General features: G+C 69.3%; 16 protein-coding genes and 1 pseudogene. 11 read left to right on the top strand and 6 right to left on the bottom strand.

Annotated features, from left to right (window positions below):
- Nucleotides 1-409 precede the first annotated feature (409 nt).
- The 7 genes and pseudogenes from ACPCJR_RS12975 to ACPCJR_RS13005 all read left to right on the top strand — a co-directional run.
- Complete coding sequence (locus ACPCJR_RS12975) at nucleotides 410-1,612, top strand: acetate/propionate family kinase (protein WP_391512464.1); 1,203 nt, start codon at nucleotides 410-412, stop codon at nucleotides 1,610-1,612.
- On the top strand, nucleotides 1,609-2,628 hold the full coding sequence (locus ACPCJR_RS12980) for an HlyD family secretion protein (protein ID WP_391512465.1): 1,020 nt from the start codon (nucleotides 1,609-1,611) through the stop codon (nucleotides 2,626-2,628). Before ACPCJR_RS12975 ends, ACPCJR_RS12980 begins: the two co-directional genes overlap by 4 nt.
- Nucleotides 2,625-5,408, top strand: coding sequence for a ribosome-associated ATPase/putative transporter RbbA (rbbA, locus tag ACPCJR_RS12985; RefSeq protein WP_391512466.1), 2,784 nt, complete (start codon nucleotides 2,625-2,627; stop codon nucleotides 5,406-5,408). Before ACPCJR_RS12980 ends, rbbA begins: the two co-directional genes overlap by 4 nt.
- Nucleotide 5,409: 1 nt before the next feature.
- Nucleotides 5,410-6,591, top strand: coding sequence for an ABC transporter permease (locus ACPCJR_RS12990; protein WP_391512467.1), 1,182 nt, complete (start codon nucleotides 5,410-5,412; stop codon nucleotides 6,589-6,591).
- Nucleotides 6,592-6,646: 55 nt separating this feature from the next.
- Entirely contained in the window at nucleotides 6,647-9,079 is a 2,433-nt protein-coding gene (locus ACPCJR_RS12995) for a phosphoketolase family protein (RefSeq protein ID WP_391512468.1), read from the top strand.
- Nucleotides 9,080-9,332: 253 nt separating this feature from the next.
- Complete coding sequence (locus tag ACPCJR_RS13000) at nucleotides 9,333-9,977, top strand: GAF domain-containing protein (RefSeq protein WP_391512469.1); 645 nt, start codon at nucleotides 9,333-9,335, stop codon at nucleotides 9,975-9,977.
- A 53-nt stretch (nucleotides 9,978-10,030) separates the two neighbouring features.
- Nucleotides 10,031-11,203, top strand: a pseudogene (locus ACPCJR_RS13005) (ATP-binding protein); the annotation flags it as partial.
- Between the two features lie 244 nt (nucleotides 11,204-11,447).
- Here the strand turns inward: ACPCJR_RS13005 and ACPCJR_RS13010 are convergent.
- Nucleotides 11,448-12,434 (bottom strand): DUF808 domain-containing protein, encoded by a 987-nt coding sequence (locus ACPCJR_RS13010; RefSeq protein ID WP_391512470.1) that lies wholly within the window; start codon nucleotides 12,432-12,434, stop codon nucleotides 11,448-11,450.
- Between the two features lie 167 nt (nucleotides 12,435-12,601).
- On the opposite strand from ACPCJR_RS13010, the gene ACPCJR_RS13015 reads away from it, so the two are divergent.
- From ACPCJR_RS13015 to ACPCJR_RS13025, 3 genes are all read left to right on the top strand, one after another.
- Nucleotides 12,602-14,917, top strand: a complete 2,316-nt coding sequence (locus ACPCJR_RS13015; protein WP_391512471.1) for a Tex family protein — start codon at nucleotides 12,602-12,604, stop codon at nucleotides 14,915-14,917.
- A gap of 149 nt (nucleotides 14,918-15,066) precedes the next feature.
- Nucleotides 15,067-15,720: an ABC transporter ATP-binding protein gene (locus ACPCJR_RS13020; RefSeq protein ID WP_110350824.1), complete on the top strand. Its 654-nt coding sequence runs from the start codon at nucleotides 15,067-15,069 to the stop codon at nucleotides 15,718-15,720.
- Nucleotides 15,721-15,871: 151 nt separating this feature from the next.
- Entirely contained in the window at nucleotides 15,872-17,116 is a 1,245-nt protein-coding gene (locus ACPCJR_RS13025; RefSeq protein ID WP_391512472.1) for a capsule biosynthesis protein, read from the top strand.
- Nucleotides 17,117-17,159: 43 nt separating this feature from the next.
- Here ACPCJR_RS13025 and ACPCJR_RS13030 read toward each other — a convergent pair whose 3' ends face one another.
- Both ACPCJR_RS13030 and ACPCJR_RS13035 read right to left on the bottom strand, forming a co-directional pair.
- Nucleotides 17,160-17,858: a hypothetical protein gene (locus tag ACPCJR_RS13030; protein ID WP_391512473.1), complete on the bottom strand. Its 699-nt coding sequence runs from the start codon at nucleotides 17,856-17,858 to the stop codon at nucleotides 17,160-17,162.
- A gap of 56 nt (nucleotides 17,859-17,914) precedes the next feature.
- A complete protein-coding gene (locus tag ACPCJR_RS13035) occupies nucleotides 17,915-18,211 on the bottom strand; it encodes a hypothetical protein (protein WP_391512474.1) in 297 nt (98 codons plus the stop codon).
- Between the two features lie 204 nt (nucleotides 18,212-18,415).
- On the opposite strand from ACPCJR_RS13035, the gene flhA reads away from it, so the two are divergent.
- The gene (gene flhA / locus ACPCJR_RS13040) at nucleotides 18,416-20,554 is read left to right on the top strand and encodes a flagellar biosynthesis protein FlhA (protein WP_391512475.1); all 2,139 of its coding nucleotides are present in this window, start codon (nucleotides 18,416-18,418) and stop codon (nucleotides 20,552-20,554) included.
- A gap of 26 nt (nucleotides 20,555-20,580) precedes the next feature.
- On the opposite strand, the gene ACPCJR_RS13045 is transcribed toward flhA, so the two are convergent.
- The 3 genes from ACPCJR_RS13045 to fliJ all read right to left on the bottom strand — a co-directional run bounded on the left by ACPCJR_RS13045 (nucleotide 20,581) and on the right by fliJ (nucleotide 22,592).
- Entirely contained in the window at nucleotides 20,581-20,721 is a 141-nt protein-coding gene (locus tag ACPCJR_RS13045; protein WP_181425447.1) for a hypothetical protein, read from the bottom strand.
- Between the two features lie 227 nt (nucleotides 20,722-20,948).
- Nucleotides 20,949-22,004 (bottom strand): lysylphosphatidylglycerol synthase domain-containing protein, encoded by a 1,056-nt coding sequence (locus ACPCJR_RS13050; protein ID WP_391512476.1) that lies wholly within the window; start codon nucleotides 22,002-22,004, stop codon nucleotides 20,949-20,951.
- 183 nt (nucleotides 22,005-22,187) lie between these two features.
- Entirely contained in the window at nucleotides 22,188-22,592 is a 405-nt protein-coding gene (gene fliJ / locus ACPCJR_RS13055) for a flagellar export protein FliJ (protein ID WP_391512477.1), read from the bottom strand.
- Nucleotides 22,593-22,640: the final 48 nt, after the last annotated feature.

Consider the following 22,640-nt stretch of genomic DNA (forward strand, 5'->3'; position numbering starts at 1 on the left):
TCGGGCTCGTTTGACAGTCGTCGTCACTCGCGTGTCGCTGCCAGGGAGCAGATGTGACGCCGACGTTCTGGCATGTCATTTTACCTGATCAATATTTTATATCTTTTGTTGTCTTTTTATCTCCCTCGATAGCGGGAAGCAATCGCGGATCGGAGGCAAATTATTTCTTGATACGAGTCTGTAATTAGAAAATCGGATCATAACGCAATACGCGTCGGCTAATTTGCAAGAAATATTAGCTATATACAGATCAAATAGCCGCGGATTTATTCCAGATTATCAAGAAATCAGACAAAAATAAATCCAGCATCCCACCGCGACGAGGAGCAGCGACGATGCGGCATCGAATGTCCTCCCCGAGGCTGGACCACCGGGCGCGCGGGCGGGGCGGCTGCGGAGGGGGCCGGCGATGAGCGACGCGATCCTGGTGGTGAACGCGGGCAGCTCGTCCATCAAGTTCAAGCTCTACGACGTGGAGGGCGGTGCGCTCGCCCTGGTGTTCGGCGGCGCGATCGGCGGCATCGGCAGCATGCCGACGCTGCGGGTCAGGGACGGGAACGGCGACAGCCTGACGGAACGCCGGTTCGAGGCCGCGGCGGTGCCGGATGCCTCGGCCGCCCAGCATCATCTCGGCGCGTGGCTGCTGGAGCACCTCGGCGGGCGCGAGATCGTCGCCGTCGGGCACCGGGTGGTCCACGGGGGGCCGGATTTCGCGGAGCCGGTGCGGGTGGACGACGCCGTGCTGCGCCGGCTCGAAAGCTTCATTCCGCTGGCGCCGCTGCATCAGCTCAGCAACCTCGATCCGATCCGGGTGCTGCGGCAGCGCCGGCCCGACCTGCCGCAGGTCGCCTGCTTCGACACCGCCTTCCATCGCGGCCATCCCGAACTGTCCGACCGCTTCGCACTGCCGCGCCACCTCTACGACGAGGGCGTGCGGCGCTATGGCTTCCACGGCCTGTCCTACGAGTACGTCGCCGGACGCCTGCGGGAGGTCGCGCCAGAGGTCGCGGGCGCGCGCGTGGTGATCGCGCATCTCGGCTCGGGCGCCTCGCTCTGCGCCCTGCGGGAGGGCCGCAGCCAGGAGGCGACCATGGGCTTCACCGCCCTCGACGGCCTGCCGATGGGCACCCGCTCGGGCGGGCTCGATCCCGGCGTGGTGCTGCACCTCATCGAGCACAAGGGCATGGCGCCGGCCGAGGTCGGCCACATGCTATATCACGAGAGCGGGCTGCTCGGCCTGTCGGGGCTCAGCAACGACGTCCGGGCACTGCTGGCCAGCGACCGGCCCGAGGCCGCCATTGCCCTCAACTTCTTCTGCCGCCGGGCGGCGCAGGCGGTGGCGGGATTCGCCGTGACGCTGGGGGGCTTGGACGCCCTCGTGTTCACGGCGGGCATCGGCGAGAACGCGCCCGAGATCCGGCGGCGCATCGTGGCCGCGCTCGATTGGGCCGGATTGATCCTGCGCAAAGACAGCGGCGGGACCGGCATGGCACGACTCGATGCGCCGGGGAGCCGGGCACAGATCTGGGTCATCCCCACCGACGAAGAGCTCATGATCGCCAAGCACACGATGCGTCTGTTGGGGCGGACCGCGCCGGGAGCCGGCGCATGAGGCGGGCCGGCTGTCTCTGCGCGCTCCTGCTCGCCGCAGGCACCGCTGTCGCGGTGGTTCCCGGCGCCGCACCCTCGCAGGCGCGACCGTCCCTGAGGGAGCTGATCGATCGTTTGCGCGGGCAGCGGATGCCCGACGGCATCGCCAAGTCGAACGGCCGCATCGAGGCGACCCAGGTCGATGTCGCGGCCAAATATGCGGGCCGGATCACCAAGCTCCTCGTCCGGGAAGGGGATGAGGTGGAGGCGGGTCAGGTCGTCGCCACGATCTCCTCGCCGGAGACCGAGGCGCAGCTGCGCGGCGCCCAGGCCCAGGTGCTGCGGGCCAAGAAGAGCCTCGCCGAGGCCGTGGCCCTGATCGCCCAGCGCACCAGCGACCTCACCTTCGCCGATGCCGACTACAACCGCGGCAAGGAGCTGGTCGGCAAGGGCTACATGACCAAGCAGATCTTCGACCAGCGCAAGGCCAAGGCGGAGGCGGCCAAGGCCGGCCTCGACGCCGCCAAGGCGCAACAGGAACAAGCGGCCTTCGCGGTGGAGAGCGCCCAGGCCGATGTGCAGCGGCTGCAGGCAATGCTGGTCGATCTCGTGCTGCGCGCCCCCCGCGACGGGCGCGTGCAGTACAGGCTGGCGCGGGAGGGCGAGGTCGTGGGGGCGGGCACCCGCGTGCTGACGCTGCTCGACCTCGCCGACGTCTACATGACGATCTACCTGCCGGCCTCCCAGGCCGGGCCGCTGGCTCTCAACGACGAGGCCCGCATCATCCTCGACCCGGTGCCGCAATACGTGGTGCCGGCCACGATCAGCTTCGTGGCCGCCGACGCCCAGTTCACGCCCAAGAGCGTCGAGACCCAGGAGGAGCGCGAGAAGCTGACCTTCCGCATCAAGCTCCAGATCGATCCGAAGGTGCTGAAGAAGTACCATCGGCGGGTGAAGACGGGCGTGCGCGGCCTGCGCTTCGTGCGCATCAAGCCCGAGGTCGCCTGGCCCGACGACCTCGCCGTGAAGCTGCCGTGAGCGCCGCCGGGACGGGGGCGCCGGCCGTCGCGCGGCTCGAGCGCGTCTCGCACCGCTACGGCAAGGTCGCCGCGCTCGACGACGTGTCGCTCGACCTTCCGGCCGGGCGCATGGTGGGGGTGATCGGGCCGGACGGCGTCGGCAAGTCGACGCTGCTCGCGCTCGTGGCGGGCGTGCGCCGGATCCAGTCGGGCCGCGTCACGGTGTTCGGCGGCGACATGGCGCAGGCGCGCCACCGCAGGCGGGAGGGCGCGCGCATCGCCTACATGCCCCAGGGGCTCGGCCGCAATCTCTACCCGACGCTGAGCGTGTTCGAGAACATCGACTTCCACGGCCGCCTGTTCGGCCAGGGCGCGTCGGAGCGGCGGCGGCGCATCACGGACCTGCTCACCGCGACCGGGCTCGACCCGTTCGAGGATCGGCCGGCGGGCAAGCTGTCGGGCGGCATGAAGCAGAAGCTCAGCCTGTGCTGCGCGCTGATCCACGATCCCGACCTCCTCATCCTCGACGAGCCGACCACGGGCGTGGACCCGCTCTCGCGCGGGCAGTTCTGGGAGCTGATCGGATCGATCCGGGCCGGGCAGCCCGGCATGAGCGTCGTCGTCGCCACGGCCTACATGGACGAGGCCTCCCGCTTCGAGCGGCTGGTCGCCATGGATGACGGCCGCGTCATCGCCGACGGCACGCCGGCCGAACTGCTGGAGCGGACGGCCAAGCCCGACATGGAGGCCGCCTTCATCGCCCTCCTTCCCCCGGAGAAGCAGGCGCAGCACCGGCCCGTGGTGCTGCGCCCCCGGCCGCCCCGGCTCGATGCGGTGCCGGCGATCGAGGCCGAGCATCTGACCCGGCGCTTCGGCAGCTTCACCGCGGTCGACGACGTCAGCTTCCGCATCGCCCGCGGCGAGATCTTCGGCTTCCTCGGCTCGAACGGCTGCGGCAAGTCAACGACGATGAAGATGCTCACCGGCCTGCTGCCGGTCTCGGAAGGGACGGCCAAGCTGTTCGGCCGTCCGGTGGGCGACAACGACATGGAGACGCGCCGCAACGTCGGCTACATGTCGCAGGCCTTCTCGCTCTACAGCGAGCTGACGGTGCTGCAGAACCTCGAACTGCACGCCCAGCTCTACCACCTCCCGCCGCACGACCGGCCGGTGCGGATCCGGGAGCTGCTCGAGCGCTACGAACTCGAACCGGTCAAGCATGCGCGGCCCGACAGCCTGCCGCTCGGGATCAAGCAGCGGCTGCAGCTGGCGGTGGCCGTGCTGCACCGCCCGGCCATGCTGATCCTCGACGAGCCGACCTCGGGCGTCGACCCGATCGCCCGCGACGCCTTCTGGCGGACCCTGATCGACCTCTCGCGCGACGAGGGCGTCACCATCTTTCTCTCCACCCACTTCATGAACGAGGCGGAGCGCTGCGACCGCATCTCGCTCATGCATGCCGGTCGGGTGCTCGCCGTCGGCACGCCGGCCGAGCTGGTACGGGAGCGCGGCAGCAGCTCGCTGGAGACGTGCTTCATCGACTACCTCGCCGAGGCCGCCGGCCTCGATACCAAGGCCGCGCAGAAGGCCGCGGAGGGGACGGCGCCGGAGACGGTGCCGGCCGAGTCTGCCCCCGTCGCGGCCCCTCCCCGCGCCGCCGCGCCGCGCCACCGCTTCGATCCGCGGCGGCTCTGGGCCTATGCTCGGCGCGAGACGATGGAACTCCTGCGCGATCCCATCCGCATCGCCTTCGCCTTCATCGGCCCGATCCTGCTGATGATCGCCTTCGGCTACGGCATCTCCTTCGACGTGGAGAACCTGCGCTTCTCGGCCTTCGACCAGGACAACAGCCCCGAGAGCCGCCAGCTCGTCGATGCCTTCACGAGTTCGCGCTACTTCAGCGAGCAGGCGCCCATCCGCTCCGCGCCCGAACTCGACCGGCGCTTCCGCAACGGCAGCGTGCAGATCGCCCTGGAGATTCCGCCCCGCTTCGGCCGCGACCTCCAGTCGGGCCGCGCGCCGGAGGTCGCCGTCTGGCTCGACGGGGCGATGCCGTTCCGGGCCGAGACGAGCCGGGGCTACGTCACGGGTCTGGCGAACCAGTACGCCCACCAGCTGGCGATGGAGCGTCTGGGCGCCGACCCGTCCGGGACGCGGGTGAGCGTGGAGACGCGCTTCCGCTACAATCAGGCCTTCCGCAGCGTCAACGCCATGGTGCCGAGCGTGATGATGCTGCTGCTCATCCTGATCCCGGCGATCATGTCGGCCATCGCGGTGGTGCGGGAGAAGGAGACCGGCTCGATCGCCAATTTCCGTTCGACGCCGGTGACCAAGTTCGAATTCCTGCTCGGCAAGCAGCTTCCCTATATCGGCATCGCCATGATCAGCTTCGGGCTGCTGGTGCTGGTCGCGCTGTTCGTCTTCGACGTGCCCGTGAAGGGCTCGTTCGCCGCGCTGGTCCTCGGCACGCTGTTCTACGTCGCGGCCACCACTGGCTTCGGGCAGTTCATCTCGACCTTCATGAAGACCCAGGTCGCGGCCGTCTTCGCCACCGCGCTCCTGTCGGTGATCCCGGCCGTGAACTTCTCCGGGCTCCTGGTCCCGATCGCATCGCTCTCCGGCAGCGCCCGGCTGATCGGGCTCTCGCTGCCTCCGGCCTGGTACCAGCCGGTCACCGCCGGCACCTTCACCAAGGGCCTGCCCTTCTCCGAACTCGGGCTCAACATCCTGATGCTGGCAGGGTTCGCCCTGTTGTTCCTGGTTCTGTCGCAGCTGCTCCTGCGCAAGCAGGAGGCCTGAGATGGGCGGCCCCGCCCCGTCCGACCGAGCCGCGCCCGCGCCGTTCCGCATTGGCTTCGGAACGCATGCGGCGAACCTGTTCCGCCTCGTCGTGAAGGAGCTGCGCAGCATCCGGGCGGACCCGGTCATGCTGTGCCTCGTGGTCTACGCCTTCACCTTCGCCGTCCATTCGGTCGCCTCCGGCGCCTCGACCGAGGTGCGCAACCTGACCATCGGCGTGGTGGACGAGGATCAGTCCGATCTCTCGCGGCAGATCGTGAGCGCCTTCAACCCGCCGCTGGTCAAGACCGTGGTGCCCATCACGCCCGCCGAGATCGACCCGGCCATGGATACCGGCCGGCTCGTCTTCGTGGTCGAGCTGCCGCCGCGCCTGCAGAAGGACGTGCTCTCCGGCCGCCCGACCGAGGTCCAGCTCGGGGTCGACGCCACGGCCATGACCCAGGCCGGCAACGGCTCGATCTACATCCAGACCATCATCGCGCAGGAGGTCGCGCGCTTCGCCGCGCGCAGCGACCTGACCGACACCGCCCCCGTGCAGGTGGTGACGCGGGCCAAGTTCAATCCGAACCTCCAGACGAGCTGGTTCACCTCCGTGATGCAGGTGATCAACAACATCACCCTTCTCACGGTCATCCTCACCGGCGCCGCGCTGATCCGCGAACGCGAGCAGGGTACGGTGGAGCACCTCCTGGTGATGCCGCTCGTGCCCGTCGAGATCATGCTCGCCAAGGTGATCGCCAACGGGCTCGTCATCCTCGTGGGCGCCGGCTTCTCGCTGGCCGTCGTCGTGGAAGGGTGGCTCGGCGTGCCGATCGCCGGCTCGATCCCCCTCTTCCTGGTGGGCGCGGGCCTCTACGCCCTCGCGGTGGCCGCGCTCGGCATCCTGCTCGGCACCATCGCGAGCTCCATGGGTCAGTTCGGCCTGCTGGTGATCCCGATCCTGCTCCTCATGCAACTGCTCTCGGGCAGCAGCACCCCGATGGAGAGCATGCCGTACTGGCTCCAGATCCTGGTGCAGACCGTGAGCCCGACCCCGCACTTCGTCGCGCTGGCCCAGGCGGTGCTCTATCGCGGCGCCGGCCTGTCGGTGGTCTGGCCGCAGCTGCTCGCGCTCGTGGCGCTCGGCAGCGTCTACTTCGTCTTCGCCCTCGCCCGTTTCCGCCGCGTGATCTTCGGAGCCTGAACCGAGAACACGTCCACGGGCGCGCCCACGAGTCCCGTCAGCCAGGAGAACCCCCGTGACCGAGCAGACGAACCCGCAGCCACCGGCCTCGACGCTGGACGGCGAGGAACTCGCCCTGATCGACCGCTACTGGCAGGCCGCCAACTACCTCTCGGTCGGGCAGATCTACCTGCTCGACAATCCCCTGCTGCGCGAGCCCCTGAAGCCGCAGCACATCAAGGCGCGGCTCCTCGGCCACTGGGGCACCACGCCCGGCCTCAACTTCCTCTACGTCCATCTCAACCGGCTCATCCGGGCGCGCGATCTCGACGCGATCTACGTCTGCGGCCCCGGCCATGGCGGCCCCGGCATCGTGGCCAACACCTATCTGGAGGGCACCTACAGCGAGGTCTATCCGGGCATCACCCAGGATGCGGAGGGGATGCGCAAGCTGTTCCGGCAGTTCTCGTTCCCCGGCGGCATCCCGAGCCACGTCGCGCCCGAGACCCCCGGCTCGATCCACGAGGGCGGCGAACTCGGCTACGCCCTCGTCCACGCCTTCGGCGCGGTGTTCGACAATCCCGATCTCATCGCCGCCTGCGTGGTCGGCGACGGCGAGGCCGAGACCGGGCCGCTGGCCGCCTCCTGGCAGTCCAACAAGTTCCTGAGCCCGGTCACCGACGGGGCGGTGCTGCCGATCCTGCATCTCAACGGCTACAAGATCGCCAACCCGACCGTGCTCGGCCGCATGCGCGACGACGAGTTGGAGGCCCTGTTCACCGGCCTCGGCTACGAACCCTTCTTCGTCGAGGGCGAGGAGCCCGAGCCCATGCACCGGGCGATGGCGGGGACGCTCGACCGGGCCGTCGACCGGATCAAGGACATCCAGGCCGAGGCCCGGGGCGGCGGCATGGGGTTCCGGCGTCCGCGCTGGCCCATGATCGTGCTGCGCAGCCCCAAGGGCTGGACCGGGCCGAAGACCGTCGACGGCAAACGCGTGGAGGGCTTCTGGCGCGCGCATCAGGTGCCGGTCGGCAATGCCCGCACCGACGAGGCGCACCGCAAAATCCTCGAAGACTGGATGCGCGGCTACGCGCCCGAGACCCTGTTCGACGAGGCCGGGCGGCTGCGGCCGGAACTCGCCGCCCTGGCGCCGCAGGGCAACCGGCGCATGAGCGCCAACCCGCATGCCAATGGCGGCCTGCTGCGCCGCGAACTCCGGCTGCCCCGCTGGCAGGATTTCGCTCTCGACGTGCCGCAGCCCGGCGCGACCGTCGGCGAGGCCACGCGCACGCTCGGACGGTATCTGCGCGACGTGCTCACGCTCAACGCCGAGGCGCGCAACTTCCGCATCATGGGCCCGGACGAGACCGCCTCGAACCGGCTCGACGCGGTGTTCGAGGCGACCGACCGCGTCTGGATCGAGACCATCGAGCCCTACGACGTGAGCCTCGCCCACGAGGGCCGGGTGATGGAGGTCCTGAGCGAGCATCTCTGCCAGGGCTGGCTCGAAGGCTACCTGCTCACCGGCCGCCACGGCCTGTTCTCCTGCTACGAGGCCTTCATCCACATCGTCGATTCGATGTTCAACCAGCACGCCAAGTGGCTGAAGGTCTCGCGCACGCTCGGCTGGCGGCGTCCGATCTCCTCGCTCAACTACCTGCTGACCTCCCACGTCTGGCGCCAGGACCACAACGGCTTCAGCCACCAGGATCCCGGCTTCATCGACCTCGTGGCCAACAAGAAGTCCGACATCGTGCGCGTCTACCTGCCGCCGGACGCCAACACCCTGCTCTGGGTCGCCGACCACTGCCTCAAGACCTACGACCGCATCAACGTGATCGTGGCCGGCAAGCAGCCGCAGCCGCAATGGCTCACCGCGCACGAGGCCGCGCTCCATTGCGAGGCTGGGATCGGGATCTGGCACTGGGCCGGGACGGACGAGAACGGACTCGAACCCGACGTCGTCATGGCCTGCGCCGGCGACGTGCCGACGCTGGAGACCCTCGCGGCCGTCGATCTGTTGAAGCGCGCCGTGCCGGGCCTTCGCATCCGCGTCGTGAACGTGGTCGATCTGATGACGCTGCAATCGAACCGGGATCACCCGCACGGACTGACCGATGCCGAGTTCGATACCTTGTTTACCCGGGATAAGCCGGTGATCTTCGCCTATCACGGCTATCCCTATCTCATTCACCGGCTGACCTATTCTCGCGCCAACCACGCCAACATGCACGTGCGCGGCTTCGTCGAGGAGGGCACCACGACGACGCCCTTCGACATGGTGGTGCTGAACGAGCTCGACCGCTTCCACCTCGCCATCGAGGCGATCGACCGGGTGCCGGGGCTGGTCACGCGCGCGGCCCGGGCCAAGCAGGCGTTTCGCGACCAGCTGATCGCGCACAAGCTCTACGTGCGCGAGCACGGCGAGGACATGCCGGTGATCCAGGGCTGGAAATGGCCCTACGACGGACGCGGCGAGGAGGAGGGGCGGGAGGCGGAGCGGTAGGATCGCGGCGCGATCGGGTTGCCCGTGCGGCTCGGCTTCGACCCTTCGCGGACTTAGGGAGCTGCCGCTTCCGGGGTGCCTTGGCGCGGTGCAAGCGCGGTGACGAGGCAACGGGACGTGACGCGTTTGCAACCGTCGCGCCTCATCGGCCGGAGATCGGCGCCATGTGCCAGCCGCCGCTGGAACCCGTCGGGTATGAGGGGCGTCTTCGTTCCGGTGCGGATTGCCATCTTCACGCGCCGGAGGCCCGTTCATGTCCGCCACGGTCACCGCTTTCCCGGCCTGGTCCCGCCGTTCCACCGAGGCGAGGGAAGACGGCCGAGCGGACCTCGATCTGCTGCACGGGATCTGCGTCGATCTGATCGGCGAGCAGGACCTCGGGGCGCTGTGCGGGAAGATCGTCGATGCCGCTGTCCGGATCACGGGTTCTCAGTTCGGGACCATGCAGAGGCTCTGCCCGCCGGACCATCCGTCCCACCCTGGCCACCTCGAAATGCTCTACGCGCGCGGGCTCACGCCCGAGGCTGAAGCAGGTTGGCATTGGGTCCATCCCGCATCGGTGACGAGCTGCACGGCGGCGCTCAAGCGCGGGCAGCGAGCCGTCGTTCCCGACTTCGAGGCATGGGACGACATCATCGGCACCGACGACCTGCTTGCCTTCCGTCGCTCGGGCATCCGGTCCGCCCAGACGACGCCCCTGATGTCGCGCAGCGGCAGGCTGCTCGGGATGTCTCCACTCACTGGAGCGCACCGCACGAGCCGACGGAACGAGATCTTCGGTTGCTCGACATCCTGGCGCGGCAAGCCGCCGACCTCCTCGAACGGACGATGGCGGAAGACGCTCTGCGCCGGAGCGAGGAGCGTCTTCGGCTGTCCGAGGCTCGGCTGCGGGAGCTGAACGAGACGCTGGAGGCGCGGGTCCGAGAGCGCACCGACGACCTCCTGGCCGCCGAGGGGCAGTTACGCCAAGCGCAGAAAATGGAGGCCATCGGGCAGCTCACCGGCGGCTTGGCGCACGACTTCAACAACCTGCTCGCCGGCATCTCCGGCTCGCTGGAGCTGATGCAGATCCGGATGGGTCAAGGCCGGTTGGGCGATGTCGGGCGCTACATGGACGTCGCGCAGGGTGCGGCCAAGCGAGCGGCAGCACTGACGCACCGGCTGCTTGCCTTCTCCCGCCGCCAGACCCTCGACCCCAAGCCCACCGACGTGAACCGGCTCGTGGGCGACATGGAGGAGCTGGTGCGCCGAACCATCGGCCCCCAGATCGAGTTGGAGGTCGTCGGAGCCGCCGGGCTATGGCCGACGCTGATCGATCCGGGCCAATTGGAGAATGCGCTCCTCAATCTCTGCATCAACGCCCGCGACGCGATGCCAACCGGAGGGCGGATCACCATCGCCACCGGCAACCGATGGGTCGACCGCACCTACGCGGCCCGGCACGACCTCCCCGAAGGCCAGTACCTGTCCGTCAGCGTGACGGACACCGGAACCGGGATGCCGCCGGAGGTGGTCGCCCGCGTCTTCGAGCCCTTCTTCACGACCAAGCCCCTCGGCGAAGGAACGGGTCTCGGCCTGTCCATGATCTACGGGTTTGCGCAGCAGTCCGGCGGTCACGTCCGCATCCAGTCGGAGGTTGGCCTCGGCACCAGCGTCTGCCTCTACCTGCCGCGACATCACGGCGAAGCCCTCTCGGACGACATAGCGGGCGAGACCTTTGCGTTGCGACCTGTCGGGCGGGGCGAGACCGTCCTCGTGGTCGACGACGAACCGTCCGTGCGGATGCTCGTCGTCGAGGTCTTGGAGGACATGGGCTATGCGGCCATCGAGGCCGCCGACGGTGTGGCGGGCTTGAAGGTGCTCCAGTCGGATGCACGGATCGATCTGGTCGTGACCGATGTCGGCTTACCCGGCGGGATGAACGGTCGGCAAATGGCCGACGCTGCCCGCGAGCGTCGGCCTGACCTCAAGGTGCTGTTCATCACCGGCTACGCAGAGGGCGCTGCCATCGGTGACGGGCAGCTCGGTCCAGGCTTGCAGGTGCTTACCAAGCCCTTCGCGATGGACGCCCTGGCCGCGCGAGTTAAGGAACTGGTCGGGAGCAGAGCCTCCGCTGCCGGATGAAGGGCTGACGCCCGCACCCTACCCGCAGCGGCCCGTCAAAGAGCGAGATAACCGGGCTTCGCCCGCCGGCCTGTCATATCGTCTCCGGTCCATCGCCTCGGCCTTCGCCCCACTCCGTCATCGCGAGGCGGAGCCGAAGCGACCCCGAAGCGCGACGTTTTCGGAAGGTACGGAGCCCGGGATTGCTTTCGCTGAGCCTCGCAAGGACGAGGGAATAGACCGAAGCGATCGAACGGAAACCGTATCAGGCCGCCTTGCTCCGCCTCGGGATCAGCCGTGAGACCGCCTTCCAGGCCGGGGCCAGCACGGTGCTGGCCAGCGGGATCAGGGCGAAGCCCGCGATCAGCCCGATCACGCCCGCGCCGGCCGCCGTCACCAGCCATTCCAGGAGGCCGCCGAGCGCCGGGACCGCGCCGCGCGCCGCTAAGGCCGCCTCGTGGATCAGGTGCTCGGGGCCGGAAAAGCCGTAATGGGCGAGGCTGTGGACGATGATGCCGCCGCCGACCCAGACCATTGCGGCCGTGCCGACCACGGCGAGCATCTTGAGGAACACCGGCATGCCGCGTACGAGCCCGCGCCCGATCGCGGCCAGGACACCGGTGCGCCGCTTCGCGAGCGCGAGGCCGGCATCGTCGGCTTTCACGATCAGCGCGACCGCGCCGTAGACCGCCACCGTAATGCCGATGGCGACCACGGCCATGATCACGGCCCGCGCCCAGACCGTGTCGGCATCGAGGCTCGACAGGGTAATGGCCATGATCTCGGCCGAGAGAATGAAATCGGTCTTGATCGCGCCCGCGACGCGCTGGTTCTCCAGCACCTGCGCGTCCTCGGCGGTGGCGCCGGCCGCCGCCTCGTGCGCGTGCGCCTTGTGCGGCGCGATCGACTCGTAGATTTTTTCCGCGCCCTCGTAGGCGAGGTAGAGACCGCCGAGCGTCAGCAGCGGCGTGATCGCCCAGGGGGCGAAGGCGCTGAGCAGCAGGCCGGCGGGGAGCAGGAACACCAGCTTGTTGATCAGCGAGCCGCGAGCGATGCGCCAGACGATGGGCAATTCGCGCTCCGGCTTGAAGCCGACCACGTAGCGCGGCGTCACGGCGGCGTCGTCGATCACGACGCCGGCCGCCTTCGTTCCCGCCTTGGCGGCCTGCGCCGCCACGTCGTCGAGCGAGGCGGCCGCGACCTTCGTCAGCGCCACGACATCGTCGAGAAGGGCCAGGAGTCCGACGCTCACGAGAAGCCTCATCCGGTTTTTCGGGTTTCGCCCACCATATGGTGCAGCTTGGCCCGCGGGCGAGCCGGGCTCGCGCCGATCCGTGCGGCGACGCTTGCACGCTCCGGCCCGATCGGAGAAGGACTGCGGCTCGTTTCCTGCCGTCCCACCGCGACCGAGGCCCATCCGTGAAGAGCGTGAACCTGCTGATCGCCGAAGAACTCGGTGTGCGGGAGGGTCAGGTGGCCGCCGCCGTGGACCTGCTCGACGGCGGCTACACGGTTCCCTTCATCGCCCGCTACCGCAAGGAGGCGACCGGTTCCCTCGACGACGCGCAGCTGCGCGGCCTGGAGGAGCGGCTCGGCTACCTGCGCGAGCTGCGCGACCGGCGCGCCAGCGTCGTCGAGAGCATCCGCGCCCAGGGCAAGCTGACGCCGGAGCTGGCCGCCGCCATCGCCGCCGCCGACACCAAGGCGCGGCTGGAGGACATCTACCTCCCCTTCAAACCGAAGCGGCGCAGCAAGGCGCAGAGTGCCCGCGAGGCCGGCCTCGCGCCCCTGGCCGAGACCTTGCTCGCGCGGCCCGAGACCGTCCCGGAGCGCGCCGCGCAGGACTACGTGGATACGGCCCAGGGCATCACGAGCGGCGAGGCGGCCCTGGAGGGCGCCCGGGCCATCCTGATCGAGCGGTTTGCGGAGGAGGCCGACCTGATCGGCCGCCTGCGCGAGGACTTCTGGCGATCCGGCGAGGCCGTCTCGCGCGTCCGCAAGGGCAAGGAGCAAGCGGGCCAGAAATTCTCCGACTATTTCGATTGGCGCGAACGCCTCGAAAAGATGCCCTCGCACCGGGTGCTGGCGCTGTTTCGCGGCGAGAGCGAGGAGGTGCTCGACATCGCCTTCGCCGCCGAGGGCGAGGATATGCCGGCCGGGACGCCGGGGCCGTTCGAACTCGCCATCTGCCGCCGCTTCGGCGTCGCGGCCCGGGGCCGGCCGGCGGATGCGTGGCTCCTCGACACCGTGCGGATCGCGTGGCGCACCAAGATCCGCACCGGGATCAAGGCGGATCTGCGCGCGCGCCTGTTCGAGCGGGCGGAGGAAGCCGCGGTGAAGGTGTTCGCCGGCAACCTCAAGGACCTGCTGCTCGCTGCCCCCGCGGGCGGGCGGGCCACGCTCGGGCTCGATCCCGGCTACCGCAACGGCGTCAAGGCGGCGGTGGTGGACCGCACCGGCAAGGTCGTGGCGGTGGAAACCACCTATCCGCACGAGCCGCAGCGCCGCTGGAAGGAGGCGGTGGCCTCGCTCTCCCGGCTCTGCCGCCAGCATGGCGTCGAACTCATCGCGGTGGGCAACGGCACCGCCTCGCGCGAGACCGACCGGCTCGCCGCCGAGATTCTCTCCACCAATCCCGACCTGAAATGCGCCAAGGTCACGGTGTCGGAGGCCGGCGCCTCGGTCTACTCGGCCTCGGCCATCGCCACGCGGGAACTGCCCGACCTCGACGTGTCGCATCGCGGCGCCGTCTCCATCGCCCGGCGCCTTCAGGACCCGCTGGCCGAACTCGTGAAGATCGACCCGAAATCGATCGGCGTCGGCCAGTACCAGCACGACGTGACCGAGCAGAAGCTGTCGCGCTCACTCTCGGCGGTGGTCGAGGACGCGGTGAACGCCGTCGGCGTCGACGTGAACACGGCGTCCGGCCCGCTGCTCGCGCGGGTCTCGGGCCTCGGCGAGGCGGTGGCCGAGAAAATCGTCGCCCACCGCGACGCCAACGGCCCGTTCCGCACCCGCGCCGCGCTGAAGAAGGTGCCGGGTCTGGGGCCCAAGACCTTCGAGCTGGCCGCGGGCTTCCTGCGCATTCCCGACGGCAGCGATCCGCTCGACCGCTCCGGCGTCCACCCGGAGGCCTATCCGGTGGTGCGGCGCATCCTCGAGGCGACGAAGAGCGACATCCGGGTGCTGATCGGCAACGGGGCCGCCCTGCGCCAGCTCTCCCCCGCCGCCTTCGCCGACGAGCGCTTCGGCGTGCCGACCGTGCGCGACATCATCGCCGAGTTGGAGAAGCCTGGCCGCGATCCGCGCCCGGCCTTCCGGACGGCGAGCTTCCAGGAGGGCGTCGAGACGATCGGTGACCTCAAGCCCGGGATGCAGCTGGAGGGCGTCGTCACCAACGTCGCGGCTTTCGGCGCCTTCGTCGATGTGGGCGTGCACCAGGACGGCCTCGTCCACATCTCGGCGATGGCGCGCAAGCGCATCGCCTCGCCCTCCGAGGTGGTGAAGACCGGCGACGTGGTGCGCGTGCTGGTGCTCTCCGTCGACGTGCCGCGCAAGCGCATCGGCCTCTCGATGCGCCTCGACGATTCCGTCGACGGCACCGCCGCGCCCGGGCCGCGCGGCGACCGGTCGGAGACGAGGCCGCCGCGGAGCACGCCGCCCGCCCCGCCGCAGGGCGGCGCGCTCGCGGACGCCTTCCGCCGCGCCGGAGCGCCGTCGCCCAAGCGCTCGTGAGGCAGCGGGCGCATCCTCAGATTCGCCGCTTTCTCCGAGCCTTGTCCGATGCAAAGTGCGGGGATGCCGCCCGTCACGCCCGCGTCTTGCGGGCGTGATCCGGTTGCGGAAGCCGGCCCGCATCGTCCGCCGGCGGAGTCTGCCGAACCGTGATCCGCTTCGAGAACGTCACCAAGATCTATTCCACCTACGGGCGCCGCCGCACCATCCTCGACCGGGTGAACTTCACCCTGAAGCCGGGCATCAGCTACGGCATCATGGGCATCAACGGCGCCGGCAAATCGACCATGATGAAGCTCATCGCCGGCGTCGAGGAGCCGACCCGCGGACGCATCGTGCGCAAGCTCCGGGTCTCGTGGCCGCTCGGCTTCGCGGGCGGCTTCAACCCCAAGATGACCGGTCGCGACAACGTCATCTTCGTCGCCCGGATCTACGGGGAAGACCCGCGCCGCGTGCTCGAATTCGTCGAGGACTTCTCCGAACTCGGCAGCTACCTCAACATGCCGGTCAACACCTACTCGTCCGGCATGGGCTCGCGGCTGGCCTTCGGCATGAGCATGGCGATCCCCTTCGACTGCTACCTCATCGACGAGACGCTCTCGGTGGGCGACGCGCGCTTCCAGAAGCGCTGCGCGGACATCTTCAACATGCGGCGCGAGACTGCGGACGTGATCCTGATCTCGCACAGCATGGAGCAGATCCGCGAGTATTGCAGCCAAGCGATCATCCTCATCAACGGTCAGGCCGTGGTCTACGACGACGTCAACGACGCCATCACCGCCTACCGCCGCCTGAACAGTTGAGCGCCCACGCATTCCACGGCGAAGCGGAAAGCCGCCTCCTGGGGTTCGGACACGGTTTCGCCGTGGAGGCACGGCACAGACGCCAGCGTGCGATCCGCCGCGGACGACCGGCGACGGGGAGCGGATCGAAGGGCGCGCGAGCACGCAGACCATGAGCACCGAGATCAGCAGCCCCTCCGGCGCCCCGCTGACCACCGCCGACCGCTCCACGGCGGTCACGGAGTCGCTCAAGCGCTTCGCCCGTCTCGCCCGCCAGTCGGACCACAAGAAGGGCATCCGCGCCTACCAGACGCATATCCGGCGCGATCCCTGGATACCGGTTCTCTTCCTGCTCCTCTTCGCGCTGCCGACGCTCGTCACCGCCGGCTATTTTTACCTGATCGCCTCGGACCGCTACGTCACCGAGGCGCGCTTCGCGCTGCGGCCTGCCCTCGGCACGGTCGACAAGGTCCAGAGCGAGGAAACCGGCACCAACAGCTCCATCGCCAAGCAGATGATCGCGCAGGACACGCTGATCACCACGAACTACATCGAGAGCCGCCAGATGATCGAGACCATGGAGCGGCAGATGCCGGTCCGTGAGATGTTCTCGCGCGACTCGATCGATTACTTCTCGCGCGCCACGGCGGACGATCCGATCGAGAAGTTCATGCGCTACTGGCGCAAGCGCGTCGCCGTCCATGTCGATAGCAACGGCGGCATCGTCTCCCTGAAGGTCAGCGCCTTCGATCCGCAGGAATCCTACAATCTCACCCGGGCGCTCCTCGACGAGAGCGAGCGCATGGTCAACGAACTCAGCCTCAGGGCGCGCAACGACGCCGTCGCCGAGAGCAACCGCGAGCTGAAGAATGCCGAGGCGCGCCTGCTGACGACGCAGCGCGCCCTGCGCGATCTGCGCAACCGGGCCGGCGTGCTCGATGCGCAATCGGCCAACAAGAACAACCTCACCGTCATCGGGGAGCTGCGCAAGAAGCGCATCGACCTCTCCGTGCAGCTGACCCTGAGCCTGCGCGACCTCGCCCCCGAGCGGCGTCAGATCCAGGACCTGAAGGCCCAGATCCAAGAACTCGACGACAACATCGAGAGGATCGAGCGGCAGATGACCAGCACCGATCCGGAGCAGCGCCGTCTGCTCTCGGAGGCGATGACGGAATTCGAGGCGCTCGAGGCCGAACGCAAGAACGCGCTGCTCTATTACAACAAGGTTTTGGCGGCGAGCGAGCAGTCCCGCATCGTGGCCAACCGCCAGATCGAGTTCTTCACGCCCGTGGTCAACCCGGTCGTTCCGGTCTCGGCCATCGAGCCGCGCCGCCACTTGTTCACGAGCATCGTCGCACTCGTGGCGATGACCCTTTTCGGCCTCAGCGTGGTGATCCGGAAGTACCTCTACAGCTGACGAGAGACCCCGGGCCCGCTCCGGGCGGAGCGGGCCGGGCGCCTCAGACGATCTCGGTGGGGGGCCGGCGGGTCGGCGGGGCCGCATCAGGATCGGCCGGCGTGCCCGGCTCGGGCGCCAGGGCCGGATCGGGAAGGGGCGAGGGCGTCGCGGTCGCCATCGCTGCGGAGGCCGCACCGGTTCCCCCGGTCCAGCCCTGCGCCCGCCAGCCCTGGGCGCGCTCGTCGAGGTCGATCGCCCCGCCGCGCTGCATCAGGGCGATGACGCGGTCGGCGAGGTCTCCGTCGGCCCGGACCGTCACCAGCGTGCCGCCACGCCGGACGCCCTCGGCATAGGTCTCCGCATCGGCCCCACTCAGGCCCGCCCCGGTCAGGGCTCCGATCAGACCGCCCGCGGCGGCGCCGACGCCCGCGCCGGACAGGGCGGCGACGAGCCAGCCCGCGGCGACGATCGGCCCGGCGCCGGGAATCGCCAGAAGCCCGAGGCTCGCGAGCAGCCCCGCGCCGCCGCCGAGCACGGTGCCGACCGTCGCGCCCGCCCCAGCACCATCGGCGGCGCTCCCTTCCGGCGCCTGCGCCGCCGGCCCCGGCTCACCCGCGGTCGGTGCGGCGGGCCGGCCGGCGCCGTCCGGGGAGAGGATGGAGATGTCGGATTGCGGCACGCCCGCCGCCTCGATCCGATCGACGATGCGGGCGGCATCCTCGTGACTGTCGAACAGGGCGGTGACGGCACGTGCTGCCATGGTTGTTCCTTTCGATCGTGTTGCCCGGGCCGTGGCCTCGGCCGTTTTGCTGCCGCTCACTCGGCGGCGACTTCGCCCCGGTAATCCATGCCGACCGCGACGCTGCGGCCCGCATGCTCCGCGCGGCCGCGCCAGATGCCCTGATCGTCGAGGCGGAGATCGGCCACGTCCGAGAAACCCATCTCGGAGAACCGCGCCCGCACCTGCGCGGCGGTGAAGCTGTTGGCGCCGGGCTTCAACTGCGCGCCGACCGCCCCATGCGCCTTCTCGGCGGGCGCCGCCGGGGGCTCGGGCGCGGCGCGGGCGGCCGAAGGAAGCATCAGGGCGAGGATCAGGAGAGAATGGGCACGCATCGCTCGGACTTCCCCGGACGTCCCGGCGGTTCATGGGACGGGTCTGCCTGTCCAAGCCCCGCGCGCCGCTCAGGTTCCGCGCGGACGGCCGGCATTGCCGGCGACGGGCCACGTTAACGTCTCGCTAACCCTGAACCCGGCAAATCCTGCCGGGTGGGGTCTTCCAGCGGGAGACCGCACGATTCGTCGTGGGGATCGGTCGAGATGAGCGAGACGGCCAAGGCCGTACCGGCGGGCGGGGGCGGCTTCGGCGCGCTCTCGGCCCTGCGCCTGCCGGACCGGGGGAGCCTCCAGGCGATCTCGAAGCGCTCGGACCTCTTCTTCGCGACCGCGGTGATGGGCATCCTCGTGGTGCTGATCTTCCCGCTGCCGGCGGTCTTGCTCGACCTGCTGCTCGCCGTCTCGATCATCATCTCGGTGCTGATCATGATGACCGGGCTGTTCATCGACAACCCGCTCGAATTCACCGTCTTCCCGACGCTGCTGCTGGTCGCGACCTTGCTGCGGCTGGCGCTCAACCTCGCCTCGACCCGGCTGATCCTCGGCCACGGCCACGAGGGGACGGCGGCGGCGGGGCACGTCATCGAGGCCTTCGGGCACTTCGTGATGGGCGGCAACTTCGTGATCGGGATCATCGTCTTCGCGATCCTGATCATCGTGAACTTCGTGGTCATCACCAAGGGCTCGGGCCGCATCGCCGAGGTGGCCGCGCGCTTCACCCTCGACGCGATGCCGGGCAAGCAGATGGCGATCGACGCCGACCTCTCGGCGGGCCTGATCGACGAGAAGGCGGCCAAGGCGCGCCGCGCCGCCCTGGAGGAGGAATCCTCGTTCTTCGGCGCCATGGACGGCGCCTCGAAATTCGTGCGCGGCGACGCGGTGGCGGCGCTGCTCATCACCGGCATCAACGTCGTGGGCGGCATCATCATCGGCGTCGCCCAGCAGGGGCTGGGCTTTGCGGAAGCGGCCAAGACCTACACCCTGCTCACCATCGGCGACGGGCTGGCCTCCCAGGTGCCGGCCCTGATCGTCTCGACCGCCGCCGGCATCCTCGTCTCGAAGGCGGGCGTGAAGGGCTCGGCCGACAAGGCGCTCGGCAAGCAGATGGCGAACTATCCCAAGGCGCTCGGCATGTCCGCCGCCGTCATGGGGCTGATCGCGCTCCTGCCCGGCATGCCGATGCTGCCCTTCGTCGGGCTGGGCGCGGCGGCTGGCTACGCAGCATGGCGCATCGCCAAGACCCAGAGGGAGGCGCCCCCCGTCGCGGCGGCGGGCGAGGCCGGCGCCGTCCCCGGCGCGGGGCCCGCGGAGGAGACCGTCACCGACCTGCTCAAGCTCGACGACCTCAAGCTGGAGATGGGATACGCGCTGCTGGCGATGGTCAACGGCGAGGGCCAGGACCGGCTCACCGACCAGATCAAGGCGCTGCGCCGCCAGCTCGCGGCGGAACTCGGCATCGTCATGCCGTCGGTGCGCATCCTCGACAACGTGAGCCTGGAGGCCAACACCTACGTGGTGCGGGTCAAGGAGATCGAGGCCGGCACGGGCCAGGTCTTCCCCGGCCAGTTCATGGCGATGGACCCGATGGGCGGCCAAGTGCAGCTGCCCGGCCAGCATCTCCTGGAGCCGACCTTCGGCCTGCCCGCCACCTGGGTCGATGCCTCCCTGCGGGATCAGGCTCAGATCAAGGGCTATACCGTGGTGGATGCGGCGACCGTGATCTCGACCCACCTGACCGAGCTCATCAAGGCGCACGTCTCCGAGCTTTTGAACCACGTCGAGGTGCAGAAGCTGCTGCGCGAGCTGCCCAAGGAGCACACCGAACTCCTCAAGGAGGTGGTGCCCTCGCAGATCGCCACCACGGGCATCCAGCGCGTGCTGCAATTGCTGCTCGCCGAACGCGTCTCGGTGCGGGATCTCGGCTCCATCGTCGAGGGCATCGCCGAGGTGGCGGGCCACGTGAAGAACCCGCGCGACATCGTCGAGCACGTCCGCGCCCGGCTCGGGCGCCAGATCTGCGCGCAGTACCAGGGTCCGGACGGGACGCTGCCGATCATCACCCTGTCGCCCGCCTGGGAGCAGGCCTTCCTCGAAGCGATCGTCGGCGAGCGCGAGGAGCGCTACCTCGCCATGCAGCCGTCGAAGCTCACCGAGTTCGTCAACACCGTGCGGGACCGCTTCGAGCAGGCCGCCCGCATGGGCGAGATGCCGGTGCTCGTCACCTCGGTCCAGGCGCGGCCCTTCGTGCGCTCGATCATCGAGCGCTTCCGCCGCGAGACGCCCGTGATGAGCCAGGCGGAGATCCATCCGCGGGCACGGCTGCGGACGGTCGGATCGGTGTGACGGGTGAGGGAGGGCCGAGGGGGCCGTCAGGCGTGCCCCTCGATGGCGCGCAGGACGGCGACGAGCTGGTCGGCCTGTGAACGCGTGAGTCCCGAACTGATGATCGTGCCGTTCCGGCAGATCGAGCAGGTGCCGTCCTCGGCGACCCGTACCTTGATCGAAGCCATGATATCCATCCGGGAGCCGAGGCGGCTCCCCATCCCGTCGAAGCTTAACCGTTCCTGAAGAGCCCGCAACCCCGGCAGGTCCTTCGTCCACGCAAGCGGCGTGACGTAGGGATCCGCTCGCCCCGCGTCACTGCGGCGAAATGGTGTGGGAAGGCGTTCCCCCGAACGCAAACCGGCGGCCGCTCCGTCGGGAGCGACCGCCGGTTTGAAAGCGCGGGTCGCGGCACTCAGACCGCCTTCTTCTCCAGGCGATTCTCGATCACGTGGTTGTCGAGACCGGGCGCGACGAGCGGCGGTTCGGGCGGCGTCGGGTCGCCGCTCTTATGAAGCGCCTGCGAGAGGCGCGAGCGCTCGAACAGCAGCACCACAACGATCGCCACGGCGAAGGGGATCAGCAGGTAGAACAGGCGGAAGATCAGCACCGCGGCCAGGACCGGCGCCTTCTCGGCATCGGTCTGCAGCTGCATGGCGGTGAAGAAGACGAGTTCGAACACGCCGAGGCCCCCGGGGGCGTGCGAGGCGAGCGCCACGGAGAACGAGGCGAGGAAGATGCCGAGCACCGGGATGAAGCCGGGGTTCAGGCTGTCGGGCAGGGCGAAGTAGATGATGCCCGCCGCGCCCAGGAGTTCCAGGGGCGCCGCGATGAGCTGGCGCGCCATGATGCCGGGCCGCGGGTACTCGACCTTGAAGTTGCGGATCGTCAGCGGGCGGAAGCGCAGGACCGAGCCGATCACGTAGAGCGCGGCGAAGCCGAGCAGGCCGAAGCCGACCAGACGGGAGGTGGCCGGGTTGGTCAGCGCCGCCGGCAGCAGGTTGTCGAGCCGCGCGAGCAGGTTCGGGTCGTAGACGAGGACGAAGCCGCCGAGCAGGATCGTGCCGAGGCCGAAGGTGAAGGAGCAGAGCGCCACCAGCACCGCGACCTGCGCCGCCGAGAGCCCCTTCGAGGTGTAGGCCCGGTAGCGCACGAGGGCGCCGGAGAAGACCGAGGCGCCGATATTGTGGGAGAGCGCGTAAGTCGTGAACGAGCACAGCGACACGAACATCCACGAGATGTGGCGGACGCCCAGATGCAGCAGCGCGATGCGGTCGTACCAAGCGAGCGCTGCGTAGGCCACCAGCGTCGAGAGGGCCGCGAACAGGAAGTGATGGAGCGGGATGGCGGCGAAGGCCGCCTCGATGCTCGCCCAGGACAGCGTCTTCAGCTCACCCCAGAGCAGGTAGCAGGACACCGCTACGGCGGCGAGGCCGATGAGGCCCCAGACGATTTCACTGATCTTCTTCATGAGCACCGGCCGCCTCTCTCGGAACCGGTCCCTCCTGCGTCACCGTTGCGCGCTTCGCAAGCGGAACCGGATGGGTCGTCCCGATGAGGCGGCTCTTGCCCGCCGATCATGACGGTTTCATGCCGAACCCTGCCGACGAACGGGAGCCGGCGCGTAGGCCGGTCCCGCTCCTCGTGGGTGCCGTCACGCCCGGGCGCGCAGGCCGATGGCGTCCATCTCGGCCTGCTCGCGGGCGGCTTCGGCCGCGCGCTCGGCGGAGCGCTCGCGATCCTCGAGGATCTCGACCTTCTTCAGTTCCTCGAAGGCCTCGCCCAGCTCCGCCTTGGCCTCGGCGAGCTGCCCCTCGAGCGCGGCGGCGGACTGGCGCATGTTGTCCCGGCGCGAGGTCGCGGCGCGGGCATAGGTCGGGTAGGCGAAATGGGCCGGATCGGAGATGCCGGCGCGGGATTCTTCCTGCGCGACCTCGCGGTCGAGCTCGGCCGCCATGCGGTTGAAGTCGGACATCATCATCTCGATCTGGGCGACCCGGCGGCGCTTCTCATCCACCTGGAACCGACGCAGCCGGATCAGCGTGTCACGCGATTTCATGTCGGGCCATCCACTCCACGCTACGCCGGCGAAGGGCTCGAGAGGCGC

The sequence above is a fragment of the Methylobacterium sp. NPDC097929 genome (assembly GCF_049543375.1).
Classification (GTDB): Bacteria; Pseudomonadota; Alphaproteobacteria; order Rhizobiales; family Beijerinckiaceae; genus Methylobacterium.

Coding starts and splice junctions, on each gene's coding strand:
- ACPCJR_RS12975 (WP_391512464.1), top strand. CDS start 410: ATGAGCGACGCGATCCTGGTGGTGAACGCGGGCAGCTCGTCCATCAAG.
- ACPCJR_RS12980 (WP_391512465.1), top strand. CDS start 1,609: ATGAGGCGGGCCGGCTGTCTCTGCGCGCTCCTGCTCGCCGCAGGCACC.
- ACPCJR_RS12990 (WP_391512467.1), top strand. CDS start 5,410: ATGGGCGGCCCCGCCCCGTCCGACCGAGCCGCGCCCGCGCCGTTCCGC.
- ACPCJR_RS13000 (WP_391512469.1), top strand. CDS start 9,333: ATGTCCGCCACGGTCACCGCTTTCCCGGCCTGGTCCCGCCGTTCCACC.
- ACPCJR_RS13025 (WP_391512472.1), top strand. CDS start 15,872: ATGAGCACCGAGATCAGCAGCCCCTCCGGCGCCCCGCTGACCACCGCC.
- ACPCJR_RS13030 (WP_391512473.1), bottom strand. CDS start 17,858: ATGGCAGCACGTGCCGTCACCGCCCTGTTCGACAGTCACGAGGATGCC.
- ACPCJR_RS13035 (WP_391512474.1), bottom strand. CDS start 18,211: ATGCGTGCCCATTCTCTCCTGATCCTCGCCCTGATGCTTCCTTCGGCC.
- flhA (WP_391512475.1), top strand. CDS start 18,416: ATGAGCGAGACGGCCAAGGCCGTACCGGCGGGCGGGGGCGGCTTCGGC.
- ACPCJR_RS13045 (WP_181425447.1), bottom strand. CDS start 20,721: ATGGCTTCGATCAAGGTACGGGTCGCCGAGGACGGCACCTGCTCGATC.
- ACPCJR_RS13050 (WP_391512476.1), bottom strand. CDS start 22,004: ATGAAGAAGATCAGTGAAATCGTCTGGGGCCTCATCGGCCTCGCCGCC.
- fliJ (WP_391512477.1), bottom strand. CDS start 22,592: ATGAAATCGCGTGACACGCTGATCCGGCTGCGTCGGTTCCAGGTGGAT.